The 19,364-nt window shown below is 48.5% G+C and carries 18 protein-coding genes, 1 tRNA gene and 3 pseudogenes; 6 read left to right on the top strand and 16 right to left on the bottom strand.

Features of this window, described 5'->3' with window-relative positions; genetic code table 11:
* Positions 1-126: 126 nt before the first annotated feature.
* Together RS889_RS14370 and RS889_RS14365 are read right to left on the bottom strand one after the other, a co-directional pair.
* Positions 127-468, bottom strand: coding sequence for a hypothetical protein (locus RS889_RS14370; RefSeq protein WP_021015472.1), 342 nt, complete (start codon positions 466-468; stop codon positions 127-129).
* 2 nt (positions 469-470) lie between these two features.
* Positions 471-1,124 (bottom strand): hypothetical protein, encoded by a 654-nt coding sequence (locus RS889_RS14365; RefSeq protein WP_315707759.1) that lies wholly within the window; start codon positions 1,122-1,124, stop codon positions 471-473.
* 54 nt (positions 1,125-1,178) lie between these two features.
* Between RS889_RS14365 and RS889_RS14360 the strand changes: the two are divergent.
* Positions 1,179-1,328 (top strand): annotated as a pseudogene (locus RS889_RS14360) (transposase); the annotation flags it as partial.
* A 74-nt stretch (positions 1,329-1,402) separates the two neighbouring features.
* On the opposite strand, the pseudogene RS889_RS14355 reads toward RS889_RS14360, so the two are convergent.
* From RS889_RS14355 to RS889_RS14335, 5 genes and pseudogenes are all read right to left on the bottom strand, one after another.
* Positions 1,403-1,651: pseudogene (locus tag RS889_RS14355) on the bottom strand (DUF927 domain-containing protein); the annotation flags it as partial.
* Positions 1,640-1,893, bottom strand: a pseudogene (locus RS889_RS14350) (integrase arm-type DNA-binding domain-containing protein); the annotation flags it as partial. The pseudogenes RS889_RS14350 and RS889_RS14355, both read right to left, overlap by 12 nt.
* Before the next feature lie 177 nt (positions 1,894-2,070).
* Positions 2,071-2,147, bottom strand: a tRNA-Pro gene (locus RS889_RS14345).
* 78 nt (positions 2,148-2,225) lie between these two features.
* On the bottom strand, positions 2,226-3,998 hold the full coding sequence (gene yejM / locus RS889_RS14340) for an LPS biosynthesis-modulating metalloenzyme YejM (RefSeq protein WP_315707758.1): 1,773 nt from the start codon (positions 3,996-3,998) through the stop codon (positions 2,226-2,228).
* Between the two features lie 13 nt (positions 3,999-4,011).
* Positions 4,012-4,239, bottom strand: coding sequence for a YejL family protein (locus RS889_RS14335; protein ID WP_021015477.1), 228 nt, complete (start codon positions 4,237-4,239; stop codon positions 4,012-4,014).
* Between the two features lie 176 nt (positions 4,240-4,415).
* Here RS889_RS14335 and yejK point away from each other — a divergent pair, with 176 nt between their 5' ends.
* The gene (gene yejK / locus RS889_RS14330) at positions 4,416-5,423 is read left to right on the top strand and encodes a nucleoid-associated protein YejK (protein ID WP_021015478.1); all 1,008 of its coding nucleotides are present in this window, start codon (positions 4,416-4,418) and stop codon (positions 5,421-5,423) included.
* 285 nt (positions 5,424-5,708) lie between these two features.
* A complete protein-coding gene (locus RS889_RS14325; protein ID WP_315707757.1) occupies positions 5,709-6,227 on the top strand; it encodes a GFA family protein in 519 nt (172 codons plus the stop codon).
* Positions 6,228-6,312: 85 nt separating this feature from the next.
* Here the strand turns inward: RS889_RS14325 and rplY are convergent, their stop codons facing one another.
* From rplY to RS889_RS14310, 3 genes are all read right to left on the bottom strand, one after another.
* Positions 6,313-6,597: a 50S ribosomal protein L25 gene (rplY, locus tag RS889_RS14320; protein WP_315707756.1), complete on the bottom strand. Its 285-nt coding sequence runs from the start codon at positions 6,595-6,597 to the stop codon at positions 6,313-6,315.
* A gap of 136 nt (positions 6,598-6,733) precedes the next feature.
* Positions 6,734-8,494, bottom strand: coding sequence for a DNA repair helicase RadD (gene radD, locus RS889_RS14315; protein ID WP_315707755.1), 1,761 nt, complete (start codon positions 8,492-8,494; stop codon positions 6,734-6,736).
* 3 nt (positions 8,495-8,497) lie between these two features.
* Positions 8,498-8,737 (bottom strand): YecH family metal-binding protein, encoded by a 240-nt coding sequence (locus RS889_RS14310; protein ID WP_021015482.1) that lies wholly within the window; start codon positions 8,735-8,737, stop codon positions 8,498-8,500.
* Between the two features lie 245 nt (positions 8,738-8,982).
* On the opposite strand from RS889_RS14310, the gene rsuA reads away from it, so the two are divergent.
* The 3 genes from rsuA to RS889_RS14295 all read left to right on the top strand — a co-directional run bounded on the left by rsuA (position 8,983) and on the right by RS889_RS14295 (position 11,684).
* Positions 8,983-9,681, top strand: coding sequence for a 16S rRNA pseudouridine(516) synthase RsuA (gene rsuA, locus RS889_RS14305; protein WP_315711064.1), 699 nt, complete (start codon positions 8,983-8,985; stop codon positions 9,679-9,681).
* Positions 9,682-9,840: 159 nt separating this feature from the next.
* Entirely contained in the window at positions 9,841-10,965 is a 1,125-nt protein-coding gene (locus tag RS889_RS14300; RefSeq protein WP_425475155.1) for a Bcr/CflA family multidrug efflux MFS transporter, read from the top strand.
* A gap of 374 nt (positions 10,966-11,339) precedes the next feature.
* The gene (locus RS889_RS14295; protein ID WP_021015485.1) at positions 11,340-11,684 is read left to right on the top strand and encodes a YejG family protein; all 345 of its coding nucleotides are present in this window, start codon (positions 11,340-11,342) and stop codon (positions 11,682-11,684) included.
* A 59-nt stretch (positions 11,685-11,743) separates the two neighbouring features.
* Here RS889_RS14295 and yejF read toward each other — a convergent pair whose 3' ends face one another.
* The 6 genes from yejF to RS889_RS14265 form a co-directional block, all read right to left on the bottom strand.
* Positions 11,744-13,336: a microcin C ABC transporter ATP-binding protein YejF gene (yejF, locus tag RS889_RS14290; RefSeq protein ID WP_315707753.1), complete on the bottom strand. Its 1,593-nt coding sequence runs from the start codon at positions 13,334-13,336 to the stop codon at positions 11,744-11,746.
* Between the two features lies 1 nt (position 13,337).
* Positions 13,338-14,363, bottom strand: coding sequence for an ABC transporter permease (locus RS889_RS14285; protein WP_315707752.1), 1,026 nt, complete (start codon positions 14,361-14,363; stop codon positions 13,338-13,340).
* Complete coding sequence (locus RS889_RS14280; protein WP_315707751.1) at positions 14,360-15,454, bottom strand: microcin C ABC transporter permease YejB; 1,095 nt, start codon at positions 15,452-15,454, stop codon at positions 14,360-14,362. Before RS889_RS14280 ends, RS889_RS14285 begins: the two co-directional genes overlap by 4 nt.
* 9 nt (positions 15,455-15,463) lie before the next feature.
* Positions 15,464-17,272: an extracellular solute-binding protein gene (locus RS889_RS14275; RefSeq protein WP_315707750.1), complete on the bottom strand. Its 1,809-nt coding sequence runs from the start codon at positions 17,270-17,272 to the stop codon at positions 15,464-15,466.
* 261 nt (positions 17,273-17,533) lie between these two features.
* Positions 17,534-18,106, bottom strand: a complete 573-nt coding sequence (mepS, locus tag RS889_RS14270) for a bifunctional murein DD-endopeptidase/murein LD-carboxypeptidase (RefSeq protein ID WP_315707749.1) — start codon at positions 18,104-18,106, stop codon at positions 17,534-17,536.
* Positions 18,107-18,504: 398 nt separating this feature from the next.
* Positions 18,505-19,221, bottom strand: a complete 717-nt coding sequence (locus RS889_RS14265) for a phosphatase PAP2 family protein (RefSeq protein ID WP_315707748.1) — start codon at positions 19,219-19,221, stop codon at positions 18,505-18,507.
* Positions 19,222-19,364 lie beyond the last annotated feature (143 nt).

Here is a 19,364-nt window from a genome sequence, read left to right as displayed (position 1 = left end):
GTTGTTTGTTATGGGTTGATTATATAGCAATAGCATAAAGATTATATGAATTTATCCTAAAAAACTTAATGGGGAGTATATTCAATGCAGCATAAACATACTCCTTTCATTAATTTCTTACCAGATTCATTCCTCGTGAAATGTGAATCTATTTAATTCATTCTTTTCATTAAAATATAGATCTATTTTTTTCGTTTTACTCATTCCTACTGGAATGGGTGGAATAAGAACAAATCCATGTATAGACTCTTTATTAGTATACGACCAATGATTCTCTTTCATAAACTCTAATGAGTTTTGTGGCGGCCCTAGCTTCTCTAAAATATCTTTCTTGGTTTTTCCAACAAAAAAAACATGATTGACATTATTTGAATTTATATCAGAAAGTGATGTGTTGTATGTCTTTGTTCTATCTATAATACACCCAGATAGAATCAAGGAGAGAGGAAAAATTAAAATTAATTTCATAATCAATCAACATCCAACTCTGTTTTGTAATTTTTATCTGCTGGTTCCCAAGGTGGGGCCGATGATCTTTTATACGGCGCAGGCTTTAATATATAAACCCCAGTTGTACCGTCTTTTACTATTTCATTGAAGTGCATAATGCACTTCGTTCTACTCTCAGTTATGTCAAAATTCATGTCATAATCTTTACCTGATTCAGGCTTAATAAAAAACATACCATGACATGAGCCTGCTACTGTTGATTCGGTTTGAATATAGATAAGTGTTGGCACTGATTTTATTTTTGTTTCAAAATAATAATCATTATAATCATCTTTTCGATAGGATATTTTAGGCATGCCGATGTCTCTGGTTTTATTTACATACCCTCGCCATGAGAATTCTGTAATATTCGTATAAGTCTTGGAATATCCTTTTTGCTTTATTTCTGTTCCTCTTATGTTTTTTATAAATCTTATTCTTGATACATTTTTTGTATCTGAAGGTTCTTGGTATATCGGGCGATCACCAAAGCTGTTTTCAATTGCCTTACATCCAGACAAAGAAATAGCTGCCAAAATTAAAATAAAATGTAAAATCTTCGCCATATAAATGTTATCCATTTTGTCATTTTCAACGAACATTGATACGCCAGTAAAAAACATATCAGTATTCATTATCGGCTGCAGAACAATATAATTTAATTTTTTATTAAATAGACGAGTAATGCCCTGTTTAAATCACTTCTTGGTATGGGGTTCTGCATGGGCCCACGAATGCTTGCGGCATTGAGGGATAGCCGAAACCGGTTTAACAGCGCAGAAGAAATTCAAAACTATGCTGGCATTGCGCCAGTAACCGAGCGAAGTGGTCAGAAATCTTGAGTTCAACTGGTCGATGCAACGCTATCTTTAAATAAGGAGGACGTTGCTATGAGACAAAGAAAGCGCATTTACTCCACGCTCCTCTGAATCTTGCCAACACCGTTAAACAGTGCATAAGCGGCATCCGCGACGGCTTTACGGTTGCTGCCTTGCCCGATTTCATCCAGCGGCATAAAACCGTCATTGTGGGCGGCGGCTTCGTTCACCAGCCCCAGCGCGGTGGAATACTACATTAGTTTAAGCATATTGGGATCGCCATACACGGAGGATGCGATGGTGCCGATAGTGGTCTTTCTGGCAGAGGAACTGCCAATGTGGATCGGTGCCTTTGCCGCTTCACGCCTTTGTCGGGCTTCGGCCAAAGAAACCGCAGGGAATGAACCAAAGCTGATTAATGCACGTTTCTTCGTATCGGGGCGGTAATAATTAAAGCGCCAGATTTTAGAACCGCTCGGTTTCACCGCAGATACAACCCATCCCCGTCCTGTAGCGTGTATTCCTTCTCGGCAGGTTTGGCGGCTTTGATCTCGGTATTGGTCAGTGGGATAGTTATACGAGCCATCGTAGTTATACGCTTTTGTAGTTATATGGGACGGTATAACTAAGCGTATAACTAAACTTTCCGGCTGTAAACGGGGTATCCCGGCAGATAACAGGTAACAAAAAACCCGCAAACTCAGTGAGAATGCGGGTTTCTGTGGGGTTTCCGTCAATAACCGGTACTAACGGAAGTTGTATTTGGTCGGCACGAGAGGATTTGAACCTCCGACCCCTGACACCCCATGACAGTGCGCTACCAGGCTGCGCTACGTGCCGACGCTGTGGGGGCATATACTACCGTTTCCCGCTTTGATTGCAATAGCCTTACGAAACGACTGCTTTAGATTTAGGCAGTTAGTCAGCAATAAATCGCCGTTCGTCGGTCAATACCTGCAATAACAGATCCAACTGCGGTTTTTCATTCAATAATTCATGACCTGCCTGATTATAAGCCCGGTAATTGCCGTGACTCCCGAGTTCAATAATCTGTTTTGGTGTGGTAATGATCAAATCATTCCCATCACCGTTGACCAGCCAGTTATCTCGTCGCTCTGCCGTAAACAGGTCTTCTCCTTGTGAGTAATCGCTGGATGGCGTTTTTACATGTAGCAGACGTTGCATCAATGTGGTCATAACGTCTTTGTTATCTGTCATTTTGCTGATGGTCTGTGCGGGTGTGCCAGGCCAGTGAATGACCAGCGGAACCTGCCACAACGAGCGTTTCATCGGCGTTGGAGAGTTATCGCCTGGGCGTAAGGCATTTCCCTGTTCAGCCGTGATGACCACCACGGTTTTATCCAGCATATTTTTGTCACGCAGCACACTGATGATCCGTTCAATTTGCTGGTCCACACGCTGATTACCCTGAAGATAGAGGCGTTGTTGTTCCGCCGCTGAGCTTTTAGACGTAGTTGCCTGCCAACTGGTGTGGTTTAGCTCGATGAATGAGAACCACGGTTCGGTTGTGCCGGCGCGACTGTCCAGCCATTTTTGCCATTGTGTGGTGATGATTTCATCACTCTGCGCATCTGGCGTTGGCAGTGAGAAGTCAGCCAGAAGTGCTTGTCGGTAAAGAGGACTGTCGAATCCACTGGCAGAAAACAGACCGAACTGATAACCCTGCTGACTTAACGCGGTAATCAGCGCAGAGGGCTTACTGCTGTTGAGAACACTGTCTATATAGGTGGAGGAGATACCATAGAACAGGTTGAATAACCCGCTGTCCTGTTGCATACCGGCACTGTAATGGTCACTGAACCGAATATTTTCAGACGCAAAGCGGGTCAGGTTAGGCATAGCATGTGGCGTATCCTGATCAGGAATACTGTCTACCATTACGATTAACAGGTTATAGCCGCTGCCGGCATCACTAAAGGAGATGTCGCTCAGTGGATACTCCACCGAAACTGCTTCTGGATTGCCTTGTCGCAGCAGTCTGCGCTGATATTCCTGTGCATTGAGCAGACCGTGTTTCTCTAGAAAACGGCGCGCTGTCATTGGGTAAGAAAGCGGTAAGTTAGAGCGCTGCATGGTTATCGGGCGATAGAAATTGGCATCAGCCCAGATGTACATCACATGTGAGGCACAAAACGCAATAATGAAAATACCCACCAGCGGTTTGGCAAAATGACGTCGATTCAGGCTGCGTAATTTTTGCCAGCACCAGGTGCCGAACAACATCTCCACCATAAATATGACGGGCACCCCAATAAACATCAATTGCCAGTCACGGACCATCTCACTCTGGTTGGGGGTGGTTACCAGTTCCCATACGGTGGGATTAAGGTGCAGGTGGAAACGAGTAAAAACAGCAGCATCGACGATGAGCAGTGTGAGCCCCGTCGTCGCTATCGCCGCTGATAAAAAACGCAACAATCGCTGCGACATGACGACAAATGTCAGCGGGAAAATAATCAGCAGATATGCGGAAAAACCAATAAAACTAAAGTGTCCGAGCCAACTGACCAGCGCATAAATACGTCCAGTCAGTGATGATGGCCAGTCGGTAACAAACAGATAACGGCTACCCAGCCCAAGGCTGAGGAGGATGTTAAACAAGGCAAACCAGTGTCCCCAGCTGATCATCTGGGAAACTTTTTCGCGGTAGCGCTGGCGGTTGGTTACCATATACAGGTCAAAATCAATGTGTTTTATCTGCTGTTACTGAAGCTTGTAGTGCTTCAGCGAAAGAGCGGGCCAGCACCTGACGTTGTGCCGGGGCCACGCTAGTGTTAATCAGGTTGGTCACCATGTTTCCCAACACCATCAATGCGAGATCGGTTGGTGTGCGGCGGTTTTCCAGAACCTTGACCAAGTCTGATAGTAACTGTTCAACTTGCTCGTCACTATAACGGGATGATTGTGGCATAAAATGGTGCTTCTTAAGCGACTAAAGTCGAACATATTACCGTATAAGAGCGTCTTTTTCCGCACTTTTATCATATCGGACCGTGGATGCGTTATCTCTGTGTGGCGGCGGCTTTTGGTTGCAGCGAGGATACTTAGGTGCTTGAATACGTTCCCCCGCTAAAAGGAGAGTTTATCATGAGTCTGGATATCGACCAGATTGCCCTGCATCAGCTCATCAAACGCGATGAGCAAACACTGGAAATGGTGTTGCGTGACTCGCTGTTATCCACCAATGACGCCGTTAACGAAATGATGGCTGAACTGCATCGTGTCTATAGTGCTAAAAATAAGGCCTATGGCCTGTTTAATGAGCAAAGTGAACTGGCGGATGCATTACGTGCCTGCCGCAAGGGAGACGATGACTTTCTGGCATTTACCCGTGCTGCGACAGGGCGTCTGCGTGATGAACTGGCAAAATATCCGTTTGCGGAAGGGGGTGTGGTCCTGTTTTGCCAATATCGCTATTTGGCGGTGGAGTATTTACTGATCGCGGTGTTGAACAGTTGTAATAGTTTGCGGGTAAACGAACAGTTGGATATCAGCAGCACTCATTATCTGGATATTCACCATGCCGATATTGTGGCACGTATCGATTTGACTGAATGGGAGACGAACCCGTCATCAACTCGTTATCTCACTTTCCTGAAAGGGCGGGTCGGGCGCAAGGTATCTGATTTTTTCATGGATTTCCTGGCCGCAGCCGAAGGGCTGGATACCAAAGCGCAGAACCGTGGCTTGCTCAAGGCAGTTGATGACTATTGCGCTGATGCGCAATTGGATAAAAATGAGCGTCAGCAATACCGTCAGCAAGTGTACAGCTATTGCAACGAACAGTTGCAAGCGGGAGATGAGATTGACGTGGCAGCATTGTCCGGTGAATTACCGACTTTAGGAGAGCAGAGTTTTCAGGACTTCTCCATCGGACAAGGCTATGAACTTGAGGAGAGTTTCCCGGCAGATCGCAGCACGTTGCGGCAACTGACCAAGTTTGCCGGCAGTGGCGGCGGCCTGAGTATTAACTTCGATGCATTACTGTTGGGGGAACGTATTTTCTGGGATCCGGCGACTGATACTTTGACTATCAAGGGAACGCCACCGAATTTGCGTGATCAACTACAACGTCGCCTGGGCAGCGGTAACTGATCTGTTGCGATATTATTGCTATGAGGCCCCGATAATCCAATGCCCTACCTCGCGTCAGTTTCGATACATGATGTGAACGTTGGCATCGGTTGCCGGCGATAGCAACAATATGGATTTGTATTGAATCAGGATTTTTATAAAAAATGTGGGCAGGGCAAGGTATTGATAACTGATTATTCGGTATTTTACTGGCAATCCGGTACCTCGGCTGAGTGTGTTTTTAGCGGACTAATACCGGGAAACCATCACTGAAACCAGCAAAACCATCGCAGATAAGGGACACTTATGCAAAACCCATATCCTATGGACGGCAGTTGTGATTGTGGGGCTATCCGCTACCGTCTGAAATGCGCACCATTGGTAGTGCACTGCTGCCATTGTAGTTGGTGTCAGCGGGAAAGCGGCTCGGCATTTGCCTTGAATGCCATGATCGAGTCAGACAACGTGGAATTGCTCAGTGGTGAGCCACTGCTGGTGAACACGCCATCCAACAGCGGACAAGGGCAACAGATCGCTCGCTGTCCTACATGCTATGTGGCATTGTGGAGCCACTATGCTGGCAGTGGCCCGCTGACCCGGTTCGTGCGGGTCGGAACCCTTACTCATCCGGAACTGTTGCCGCCAGATGTGCATATTTTTACCCAATCTAAACAACCATGGGTGATTCTGCCGCCGGAAACTCCGGCGTTTGCCGAATATTACGACCGCCAAACGGTATGGCAAGAAGAGAGCCTGCGGCGTGCGGCCCTGTTGGTGCCCAAAATAAAAGCTTATCGAGCTACTTTAACCTCACCCCGGAACTGACGTTCACCGCCGTTGTCGATAGCAATAAAAAAACGCCGCATCAGCGGCGTTTTTCTCTCCGGGATACCGGATAACTTCAGCGTGATTAAACGCGAACGAAGTCGATGTGAGTCAATTTAGGCTTGAAAACATGACGCTGAACAGCCTGAATTTTCACTTTGGTTTCTTTGCCATCGATAACGAGGGAGATGACGGCATCGTAAAAACCGCCTTTCCCTTCCTGGTTTTTAACAATATCGTGATCCAGCTCGATAGAAACCGGCGCTTCCGCACCACCATAAACGATGGCTGGGAATTTGTTCGCATTACGCAGGCGGCGGCTCGCACCCTTACCCTGCTCTTTGCGTACTTCTGCATTGATAGTAATCATGTCTTTCTCGACTTTAGAAAAATGATCCTGCTACAGGCGACCCAGCAACAGGTTGGATATTCCGCTTGTGTTTAGACAAAAGCGGGCGGAATTCTATCGGAATCTGGCCCAGCGGGCAAATGAATCCGGCATTTAATCAGCCGCGCAGTTCATTCGCTCTGCGGTAACGGCCTTGGTAGTCGAATATTTTTTCCCGCACTTGCCAGAATTTGCCTTGTTGGCGTGCGACAACAAAATCAGGAGCCCGCAGTAGCGGCTGTTGCTGCGTGATCTCGGCGGCGGTCTGCCAGTGGAAGGGAATACCGGGCGCACGCAGATGGACTCGTAGGAAATGGATCTGAAAAACGTGCCGCTGGGCCGGTGTCTGTAAGCGAAAACGCTCACTGACTTCAGCACCATCTTCATCATGATAGGTGATGTTCAACCATTCGCCTTTGGCATCCAGGCCATGAACCATGCTCATACCACTGCAACGCAGTACCAGCGCGTCTTTCAGCTTTAGCGCCGCTTTCAGCATATCGTCTGGGTCTACCAGTATTTCTTCACATTGATGGCAACGGCGGGCGGCAATATCATTTTCTGCTCCGCAGTGCGGGCAGGTTTTGAAGCGAAAGCGGTAATCACATTGTTGACGGCGGCCATCCTCATCCTCACTCCACCCCTGACAGCGTCTCCCGTAGTGTTCAATCACGGTGCCGTCGTCGGTACATTTGCCCCAGAACAGATTGGCAAAGCCGCACTGTGGACAGAACACCTGTACCGGCTGGCTATCGCTATGCGGTTTACGCTTGCCGACTTCGGGCGTATACAAGTCGTGTGGATTACCGGCGTAGTCGAGAATCAGGCAATCGGTTTTTCCCGCAGACAATCGCAAACCGCGCCCGACGATCTGCTGATAGAGGCTGACGGATTCGGTCGGACGCAGAATGGCGATAACGTCTACGTGAGGAGCATCAAAACCGGTGGTTAATACGGCGACATTGACCAGATAGCGCAATTGTTGCTGTTTAAACGCTTCAATCAGCGCATCACGTCTGGCTGCTGGTGTATCAGCGCTGATAAGAGCGGCCTGGCCATCAGGCAGCAAACGTTCAATCTCTCCGGCATGTTCCACCGTGGCGGCAAAAATCATCACCCCGTTACGATCGGCGGCATATTCGACAATCTGGTGGATAATTTGTGGTGTAACCCGTTGTTGACGTTTCAATTCACGGTTAAGGTCTTCCTCGCTGAATAAACCGTTACTGCGAGCGCTCAACTGGCTGAAATCATACTGTACTACTGGCATATCCAGACGTTGGGGCGGCACCAGAAAAGCGTGCTTGATCATGTAGCGTAGCGGTAACTCATAAATGCAGTCCCGGAACAGGCAGTGCTCATCACCCCGGATCATGCCGTGGTAGTGGTATTGATAGATCCAGCCTTTTCCCAGACGATAGGGTGTAGCGGTTAGTCCCAACAAACGCAATTGTGCATTGGATTGTTGGAGATGATGAATAATCTGCTGGTATTGGCTGGTATCGTCGTCACTGACCCGGTGGCATTCATCAATAATCAGTAATGAAAAAGCCTGTTCAAATAGGGCCAGATTGCGGGCGACCGACTGTACGCTGCCAAAAACCACCTTGCCCTGACTCTGTCGCTGTTGCAGTCCGGCGGCAAAGATGTCGGCCTCCAGCCCCAGGGCACAGTATTTTTCGTGGTTCTGCGCTACCAGCTCTTTGACATGCGCCAGTACCAACACGCGGCCACGGGCCAACCGGGCCAGTTCGGCGATCACCAGACTTTTCCCCGCGCCGGTAGGCAGAACGATCACGGCGGGTGTGGTGTGGTGCCGAAAGTAGTCGAGGGTGGCGGTTACGGCATCTTGTTGATAGGGCCGCAGTGTAAAAGACATCGCCTAGTGTTGACAGATTTTACTGGCATGGGTGGTAAAATGCTCACCCTGCGGAACAAATTTGCCTTTCCTGGCTAAAAACTGCACCAGCATCGCGGCGGTCATATCGCTGGCCGAGCATGTATGAAAGCGGGCATCGTTGCCAAAGCGGATGTTTATGGCGGTAATCAACTGTTCAGTCGTAAAAGGGGTTTCGGCAGCCAGCATCATTTGCAGCACCTCGTGACCATGAATAGATGACATCGTATCGCTCCTTATTATAAATTGCTTCTATTATGCCTGTTACTCATGGCGGGAGCGACCCTTTGGTCAGTGGGTCAATAGTGTCTGATCGACCGAGTCTCTCCATCGGCGTAACACGCCGTTATGCTAATGTGTGCTTAGGGTGTATAACGCTACTCTTCTTTTTTATGCTGACGGGCAGATCTCGCGCTTCTGGCGGATTCAACCTGGCCAGTCAGCCGGGTAATATAGGCAGTAAACGTTTAATGAGACTGGATAAATTTCTATCCCAACAGTTAGGGATCAGCCGTTCACTGATCGTGCGGGAATTGCGCGCCCAGCGGGTTACGGTGCAAGGTGAAGTGATAAAAAGCGGGTCATTCAAGCTGTTACCGGAACACGTGGTTGAATTTGACGGCAAGCCCCTGCAACAGCAAAACGGGCCACGTTATTTTATGCTGCACAAACCGCTGGGTTATGTCTGTTCTACCGACGATCCTGACCATCCGACAATCCTTTATTTTATGGATGAGCCGGTAGCGTATAAATTGCATCCCGCCGGACGGCTGGATATTGATACCAGTGGCTTGGTGTTATTAACCGATGATGGCCAGTGGTCGCACCGGATCACGTCGCCAAAACACCATTGTGAAAAAACCTATCTGGTGACGCTTGAACAGCCAGTGAATGCCGATACCGCAGCGCAATTTGCGACAGGTATACAATTGCATAATGAAAAAACACTGACCCGTCCCGCGTTGCTGGATAAGGTAACAGAATATCAGGTGAGGTTGACGATCAGTGAAGGCCGCTACCATCAGGTAAAACGGATGTTTGCCGCCGTGGGGAACCATGTTGTGGCGCTGCATCGTGAACGTATCGGTGCCATTGTGCTGGACAGTGATCTGAAACCGGGAGAGTACCGTGCGCTGACGGCGGAGGAAGTTGCCAGCGTCGGGTTGTAACTGCCTGCATTTGGAACGGACGTCCTGTAATATGATTAACTATTTATCCCCGCTGATGCTACTGGCAGCGGGCTTTTGTCATCTCTAAAGGAATTGTTTTCCGTGCGTCCACAACATTCGTCCCGGCTGCGTCTTATTTTTATCCTTGGTTTGATCTCCATGTTGATGCCAATAGCCATTGACATGTATTTGCCAGCATTACCCGTGATTGCAAAAGAGTTCAGCGTGGACCCTGGTCGGGTACAGATGACGCTTAGCGCTTACGTGTTGGGATTCGCCATCGGCCAACTTTTTTACGGGCCGATGTCCGACAGTATAGGACGCAAACCGGTGATCCTGGGTGGCGTTCTGGTTTTCACTCTCGCCGCTGCCGCCTGTGCGCTATCTCAAACCGTGGAACAACTGATTTACATGCGCTTTCTGCATGGCTTGTCAGCCGCCTCGGCCAGCGTAGTGATTAATGCGTTGATGCGGGATATGTTCTCCAAAGATGAGTTCTCCCGCATGATGTCGTTTGTGATTCTGGTGATGACAATTGCCCCCTTGCTGGCGCCGATCATCGGCGGTGCATTGTTATTCTGGTTCAGTTGGCATGCAATATTCTGGACTATTTCTGGTGCAGCGCTGATGGCCACAATTTTTGTATGGTTGTTTATCCCGGAATCGCTGCCAGTGGAGCGGCGTCAGCGCTTTCACTTGCGCACTACGTTGGGTAACTTTTCTCAGTTGTGTCGTCACAAGCGGGTATTTGGCTACATGCTGGCCAGCGGATTCTCTTTTGCCGGGATGTTCTCTTTTCTGAGCGCCGGGCCGTTTGTTTATATCGATCTGAATGGGGTGTCTCCCCAGAATTTTGGCTATTACTTTGCTCTGAATATTGTTGTTCTGTTCCTGATGACGTTGTTGAATAGCCGCATTGTCTCCCGCATGGGACCGATGTTTATGTTCCGGCTGGGGCTGATTATCCAGTTTTCTATGGGCATTTTTCTGCTGTTGGTCTGTGCGTTCAATCTTGGATTTTTGTCACTGGTTGTCGGGGTGGCGTTGTTTGTCGGTTGCGTCGCCACCGTCGCATCCAACGCGATGGCGGTTATTCTGGATGGTTTCCCTCATATGGCAGGTACCGCGTCATCATTGGCGGGTACACTACGTTTTGGTTTGGGTTCACTGATCGGTGCCGTGTTATCTTTGTCGTCGTTTCAGAGTGCCTGGCCGATGGTGGTCTCTATGGCATTCTGTTCTGTCTCCGCCGCTGTCCTGTATCTTTATGCCAGTCGTTCCTGAGTCTTTTTGAACAAGGGGCGTTTCCCGTCTGGTTGTCACGCTCATCACTACTATAGTGCTGATACTCTCAAGGCAATAGGGAGTTGTTGCCTGTCTTGTAATTTATTTGTTTTAAAAGTGAACGATATGAAAAATAAGTTGAGATATGAGGCGTAAAAGGTTACATATAGCGAAAAATAGCTCAGATTCGTGATCCCTATAACAGAATTAATCGTCCTGACAGCCATTAAACGCACAAATATTAATCAAACGCTAAGAAAATGTTAGCCTCTTGAGCAAAAAAACAGCAAAAGAAAAGTGAAATTAAAAAAGTATGCATTACATATGTTATAATTTTGTAAATTATGCAGTCTGCCTAGCTGAGGAAAACCGTTGTGAATAGTCTCCAACTTTCGGTAGTTCATCGCTTGCCGCAAAGTTATCGCTGGTTAACTGGGTTTACCGGTGTGAAAGTGGAACCGATTCCGCTCAGTGGCAAGGACGATGATAATAATTTGATTGGTTTCAAACTGTTAAGCCATGATGGCAAAGATGCATGGAAAATCCTGCATCAGTTGGATCAATATCTGGATGAAATCCATGTTCAATGCACTGTATTGGAATGGGACAGTGAACCTTGTCTGTTTCTGCATCGGAACGATGAAAGCACAGCATTATGCCATCTGAAAAACGTTGGCGTCGCCATTGCCGAGTCTATCGCCGCTCAGCATCCCTTCTGAAACAGCAACAGCGGCTGGCCCTGTTGCTTCTGCTCCATAGATAAGTCTGCGTTGTAGTCTTAAGCTGAGAGTTGTAATAATTGCCGGGTATATTCCTGTACCGGGTGGGCAAATACGTGCTGACAAGAACCTTGTTCAACCACTTCACCATGGCGCAACACGATAACCTGATGACATAACGCATGCACGACATGGAGGTCGTGACTGATAAACAGGTAGGTCAGACGGTGTTTCTGTTGAAGTGTTTTCAACAACATCAGAATTTGTGCCTGCACAGTACGATCCAACGATGAGGTGGGTTCATCAAGAATCAGCAGCTCTGGTTGCAGAATCAGTGCCCGTGCAATAGCAATACGCTGACGTTGACCGCCGGAAAATTCGGCTGGATAGCGGTGACGTGTCTCTGGATCCAGTCCCACTTCCTGCATGGCCTGGATAACGCGCTGCTCCTGTTCGGCAGCGCTCAGTTTTTGATGAACGGTCAGGCCTTCGGCAATAATCTGTTCGGCATTGAAGCGCGGATTCAGTGAGGAGTTGGGGTCTTGAAAAACCACCTGAATTCGGCGGCGGATGGGGAGCATCTGTTTACGGTTAAACGTATGTAGTGGTTGTCCATCAAACCAGATTTCCCCACGTGACGTCAGCAGCCGCAGTAATGCCAGTCCGGTAGTGCTCTTGCCGGAACCGGACTCGCCCACCAATCCCAGGCTTTCCCCCCGCCGCAGTGTAAAGCAGAGATCACTGACCACCTTTTTTTCATCAACAGTACGTCGCAGCAGACCGCGCTTGATGGAAAAAGCAACATTGAGGTGATTGACGCGCAATAACTCGGTTTGGTCATCGGTCAAGGGTAACGGCATACCGCCAGGTTCGGCATCCAGCAGTTGCCGAGTATAAGCGTGCTGAGGCGCGGAAAATAACATCCTGGTCGAATTATGCTCGACACACTGACCTGATTTCATTACGGCCACGTTATCGGCCAGACGTTTGACAATATTCAGATTATGGGTGATGAACAGCAGAGCCATCCCCAACTCCTGTTTCAGCGATGTCAGTAACGTCAGTATTTGCGCCTGTACGGTCACATCCAGCGCAGTAGTCGGTTCATCCGCAATCAGGAGGTCTGGCTGGGTTAGCAAGGCCATTGCAATCATTACCCGTTGCCGTTCACCACCAGAAAGCTGGTGTGGAAAATCCGCCAGTCGTGCGCTGGCCTGCCGAATGCCAACGCGTTCCAGACAACTGATAATCTCTCCTTTGGCAGCTTCACGACGCATTCCCTGATGCAGTGACAGCACTTCCGCCAACTGTTTTTCAATGGATTGCAATGGGTTGAGGGAAACCATCGGTTCCTGAAAAATCATGGCGATGCGGTTACCTCGCACCTGCCGCAGTGTGGCTTCATCGGCGTGCAGTAGTGACTGCCCCTCAAACAGGATGTCGCCTTGCGGGTAAACCACCGGCGGAGAAGGCAGCAGACGCAAAATCGACAAGGCGGTCACGCTTTTCCCGGAACCGGACTCACCGACCAGCGCCAGTGTTTCACCTTGCTCCACTTCCAGTGAGATCTGATCAACCACGCGTTTTTCTTCCGCACCATGACGAAACGCGATGCTGAGATCCTTAATTTGTAATAACGGAGTACCGGACATATTAATGCGCCTTGCTCGGGTCAAAAGCGTCGCGAACCGCTTCGCCGATAAAAATAAGGAGTGAAAGAATGAGCGCCAGTACAATAAATACCGTTATACCCAGCCAGGGCGCTTGCAGATTGTTTTTCCCCTCCAGCAACAGGCTTCCCAGTGATGGTGAACCAATTGGCAACCCGAAACCGAGAAAATCCAATGAAGTCAGTGTCGTAATAGAGCCACAGAGGATGAACGGCAGATAGGTGAGGGTGGCGACCATGGCATTAGGTAACATGCAACGAAACATAATGGACCGATCGCTGACGCCCATGGCCTGGGCAGCGCGGATATAGTCAAAATTACGTGTTCGCAGGAATTCAGCCCGCACCACGCCCACCAGACTCATCCAGCCGAATAATACCGTGATACCCAGCAGCCACCAGAAGTTAGGCTGAATGACGCTGGATAGCAGAATGATCAGAAACAGCGTCGGCATACCGGACCACACTTCGATAAAGCGCTGTCCCCATAAATCCACATACCCGCCATAGTAGCCTTGTGCCGCACCGACAACGATACCCATCACACTGGAGAGTAGTGTCAGCGCCAGTCCAAACAACAGAGAAATGCGAAAACCATACAGTACCTGTGCCAGTACATCTTTTCCTTGACTATCTGTGCCGAGCAAATTGTAGCGTGAGGGCGGAGAAGGGAAAGAAGCCTGGGTGGCGTAGTTGATGGTGCGGTAACTGTAGTGGATCGGCGGCCAGATCGCCCAGCCGTGCTTTGCCAGCCGCGCCGCTACATAAGGATCACGATAATCGGCTTGAGTGCCAAATTCACCGCCGAACGTGGTCTCGCTGTAATTTACCATGAACGGGACATAAAACTGGCCGTCATAGCGCACCAGCAGCGGTTTGTCGTTGGCGATAAGTTCGGAAAACAGCGTGGTGATGAACAGCACCATAAAAACCCATAGCGACCAGTAACCACGACGGTTACTTCTGAATCTTGCCCAGCGCGCCTGGTTCATCGGACTTAAGCGGCTCATTGGCGTTCCTCAAAATCAATACGCGGGTCAACCAGTGTGTAGGTCATATCACTGACGATATTCAGCAGCAGTCCGATGATGGTGAAGATATACAGCGTGCCGAACATCACCGGGTAATCGCGTTGCAGTGTTGCGTCATACCCCAGCAGCCCCAGTCCGTTAAGAGAGAACATGACTTCAATCAACAGCGAGCCGGTAAAGAACATGCTGATAAACGTGGCTGGAAATCCGGCGATGACCAGTAGCATGGCATTACGGAAGACATGGCGGTAGAGAATGGTTTTCTCATCCAATCCTTTGGCCCGTGCCGTGATGACATACTGCTTACGGATTTCATCCATAAAGGCGTTTTTGGTCAGCATGGTCAGGGTAGCGAAACCGCCGATTACCGTTGCCAACACTGGCAGTGTAATGTGCCACAGATAGTCAGTAATTTTGCCGTACCAGGGAAGGGTATCAAAGTTGCTGGAAACCAATCCGCGCAGCGGAAACCAGTCCAGATAACTGCCGCCGGAAAAGAGTACAATCAGTAAAATGGCAAACAGAAACGCGGGAATGGCATAGCCGATAATAATCAGGCTACTACTCCAGGTATCGAAAGCCGTTCCGTTTTTCACCGCTTTTTTGATACCCAGCGGAATGGAAACCAGATAGATGATCAGCGTGCTCCATAATCCCAGTGAAATGGATACCGGCATGCTTTCTTTGATCAGTTCGATGACGGATGAGCCGCGAAACAGGCTGTTGCCGAAATCGAAACGGATATAATTCCACAGTAGCTTGAAATAGCGCTCATGGATAGGTTTGTCAAAGCCGTAACGTTGGGTGATTTCCGCAATAATCTCTGGGTCCAGGCCGCGGGATCCCCGATAAGCATTCTCTGCTGAAGGCATGCCGCTACCGCCTGAACGGGCCATGCCACTTCCGGTGCCACCAGCGGTAAAACCGCTACCCTGACCCAGTTCAATAGCGGCAATGGCCTGATCAACCGGACCTCCCGGCGCAATCTGTACAATAAAAAAGTTAATGGTAATAATGGCCCACAATGTGGGAATGATGAGAAACAGGCGACGTAACAGGTAGCTTCCCACATCAACTCCTTATCGGCGTTCTTCAGGTAGCGTCGCGGCCTTGCTGGCATCGTACCACCAGCTATCAAAACCCAGCGAATAAGCGGGGCGTACCGTCGGCATTGCAAATTTGTTCCAGTAGGCGTAACGATCATGGTTGGAATACCACATCGGTATCATGAACTGATTCCAGGTCAGCACCCGGTCTAATGCGCGACCTAGTGCCAGTAATGCGTCTCTATCGCCCTGATGTCGAATGATGTCGTCGATCAGGCTGTCAATAGCCGGATCTTCTACGCCAGGGGTATTGTAGGTTGAGTTGATGTATTTTGAGCTCCAACTGAATTGCAGGTTGGCATTGGGATACAGCTCAGCACTATATAGCGTTGGTATCATGTCAAAGTCCCGGTTGCGCAACCGGTTACTAAACTGTGGGGAATCCACACTACGGATGCTCATCTGGATGCCGAGTCGTTGCAGATTTTGCTGGAATGGTTGCACATACAGCGCATTGGCTGAACTGGGAATAAGCAGTTCAAAGGCGAAAGGCTGACCGCTCTGGCGGTTCACCAGCGTTTGGTCTTTTATAATCCAGCCCGCCTGTGCCAACAGGTGTTGCGCCTTTAATAAATTAGGCCGATCGTAGCCACTACCATCGGATACCGGCGGTTGATAGCGAGGGCCAAACACTTCCGCTGGAATTTTACCTTTCAGCGGCGTTAGCCAGGCCAGTTCTGCCGCAGAAGGCTTGCCTTGCGCCGCATATTCCGTATTCTGAAAGTAACTGTCGGCCCGCTGATAGCTGTTGAAAAACAGCGCTTTATTCATCCAGTTAAAATCAAACGCCAACGTTAGCGCCTGTCTGACCCGCCGATCGGAAAATAAAGGGCGATGAATGTTAAATGCCATCCAGCGCGTATCCTGTGCGTTCCGGTTTGGCTCATCTTTCTTGATAATGTAACCTCGCTCAAAGTTACCGCCCTGATATTGCGTGGCCCAGTGTTTGGGGGAGCTTTCTATCCGCAGGTCGAACGCGCCTGCTTTGAACGCTTCGAGGGCCACATTGTCGTCCAGATAGTAATCGTAGCGAATATGGTCAAAATTGTAGCGACCCTTATTGACCGGCAGATTCGCCGCCCAATAATTTTTTACCCTGGAATAGGTGACATATTGTCCCATTCGATAGTCGGTAATGCGATAAGGGCCACTGGCCAGCGGCGGGGACGATAATGGTTCGTTGAATTTATGCTTTTTCCAGAATTTCTCAGGCATTACCGGTAATGTCAGCAGGCTGACCATTTTCACTCTGTCGGGTTGGGCGAAATCATAGCGTATCGTCAACGGTGCAATAACTTTGGCGGTAACGCCTTTCATATAAATACGAAACTGCGGTACACCCTGAGTCATAAACATGTTGAAGGTGTAAGCCACGTCGGCTGCGGTAATCGGTGAACCGTCATGAAAGCGTGCGTTGGGATTTATATCCACTTCAATCCAGCTATCATCGCTGGCATGGCGCGCGCGTTGTGCAATCAGTGGATAATAACTGCCGGGTTCATCCTCAGAAGACGTATAGAGTGCATCGTAGAGCTGGTCGGTACGGATAGCGCCAATGCCGCGTAAAGCGTAACGGTTAAAATTGTCGAAGGTGCCGAGTGCGTAAAGTGTGACATCACCACCTTTAGGAGCATCAGGATTGACATAATCGAAGTGGGTAAAATTTTTATCATATTTAGGCGAGCCCAACAGGGCAAAGGCAAAAACCTGTTTGATGGTTTCAGCATGACCGATCAGCGAGCAAGTTGCTAACAACACAGCAGTAACGACACGTTTAAACATCGGGGTGTTCAGCTCCTGAGAACCAATGTTATATAACCTGCCAGACGTATTATCTCATGTATGTCGGAGGCTGGAACGACACGATAAAGCGTTTGAAATATTTAGCAATAAACACGCCGGCACCATTGCAGTTTTATCATGAATCAGTCAGAGAAACTTATCTTTGATCACATAAGGCGCAGGACAGATATAGAAAAACGCCGCTGTTGAGGTAGCGGCGTTTCACTTCGTTTGGCATCAGAACAGGGAATGAAAACAGCGTTAACTCTGTGGATCTCTATTAAGAACCCGTCGCCCTTCCTGATAACGGCGATTCCAGTAACTTTCATCCATGCTGGAAATCATCACACCACCGCTGGTGGAGGCGTGGACAAATTGCCGGTTACCGAGATAGATGCCGACATGGCGGCCCGTCGAGCCAGCACGGAATAACACAAGATCGCCAACGCGTAATTTGCTGCGTTGAATTTTTTTACCGACTTCCTGTTGTTCATAAGTGGACCGAGGCAGATCCATACCAAACTGTTCACGGAATGTGCGCTGTACGAAAGCTGAACAGTCGATACCGCGCTTGCTGTCACCGCCTAAACGGTAACGAACGCCTTTCCAACTAGCATATTGGTTAAGTAGTCTGGATTTAATATCCAGATTCTGAACCATTGCTTCAAATTCATCCTGAGAGGCTTGTAGTGAAGGGTCCCCATTAACCACATGCCTATCAGTTTGTGCATTCAGGTTCGCATTGTTGTTAGTACAGGCAGTGAGCACCATGGCCACTGCAATCGCTGGCATCGCCCGCCAGATATATCTCAAAATCGGTTGAGATTTGACCATTACGATTATATTCCCTTGATGTCCTTAACGATAATACCAATCGTTATGTGTGTTAATGCCAAACAAAAACGGGATTCAGCGTAAAGCACTACTATTTATAGGACAATTACCGATCTGCCAAACTGTGCAATACAGCACATAATTCCCTCAACTGAGCAGATAAGTGCATAAAAATAGTATGCCGCGATGAGCCTACCGTATTGGAAAACAGATTGCGAGTATTTTTGCTTATTTCATTTATATGATTTCATGATGAAATCCCTTCCCCCCATGCAAGATATAGCGCAGATATTTCGAGCTGATAACACAGCACAAAAAATTGTCGATTGGCATGAGCGCCGTAGCAGTGAGAAAGATGTCCGCTACGGCTGAAGGTAAAAATAGATGAAGTAAAAGGGCTAGTTTGTGGTGGTACTCGAAGAGGTCTTGCTGGGTAAGCGACGTTCAATCGCTTCGATCAGGAGGTCGCTGGCGGGGGTTAATAACCACCAACTCAATCCCACTAAAACGATGGAAAGAGAACCGACAATGATGTCCGTTAGCCAGTGGGCACCGATCATGACTCGTGGCAAAGAGAATACGACGGTGATGAGCAGACTTATTGCGAACGCTTTACCGCCAAAATAGCGCAGCATAAAGGCGGAAAAAACCATCAGCATCATACCGTGGTCGCCAGGAAAACTGTCGCTGGAACTGTCTTTGGTCGGAAAACCGGTCAGTTCACTGACACGATTGATACCATCGAAATACAGCGTAGGACTGGCATGTTGTACCGGGAGTGCATGTCCCAGTTGGTTCAGTACCAACGCTGTCAGCAGCATGACCACCCCGATTGTCAACATATGGCGCCGACCATTCGAGTCGCGTGCTACATAGAGGGACAGATACAATAACCCCATAGCTAATAGGGAGCACCCATCAAAGGCTCGGTTGTTGGTAAGCGCCACCAGTTTAAGAAATACAGGGCTGGTGACCAGATGCTGATTGAAATAGAAAAAGGTATTTTTATCTATAACAAACCAGAATCCATGGTTCATGGGTAAATACCAGGAAAAGAACAGAATAATACCCACACTATTTAACAGCAAGATAAGTAAAAGATTACGTTTTGACATAGGAATTAATAACATTTTTGTAATGCTCGTTGATAGCGAATAATACCTATTTCAGTATTGCCGGCATGATCATTTCTTGCCATATTTCCGCCATATTAATGACATATTACTGTCATATTTCTTATCTGGTGAGACGCGATAAT

Origin of the sequence: Brenneria uluponensis, assembly GCF_032395385.1 — a bacterium.
GTDB classification, from domain to species: domain Bacteria; phylum Pseudomonadota; class Gammaproteobacteria; order Enterobacterales; family Enterobacteriaceae; genus Prodigiosinella; species Prodigiosinella aquatilis.
Note: the sequence above shows the minus strand (reverse complement) of the source record. Positions and strands in the feature narration are given on the sequence as shown.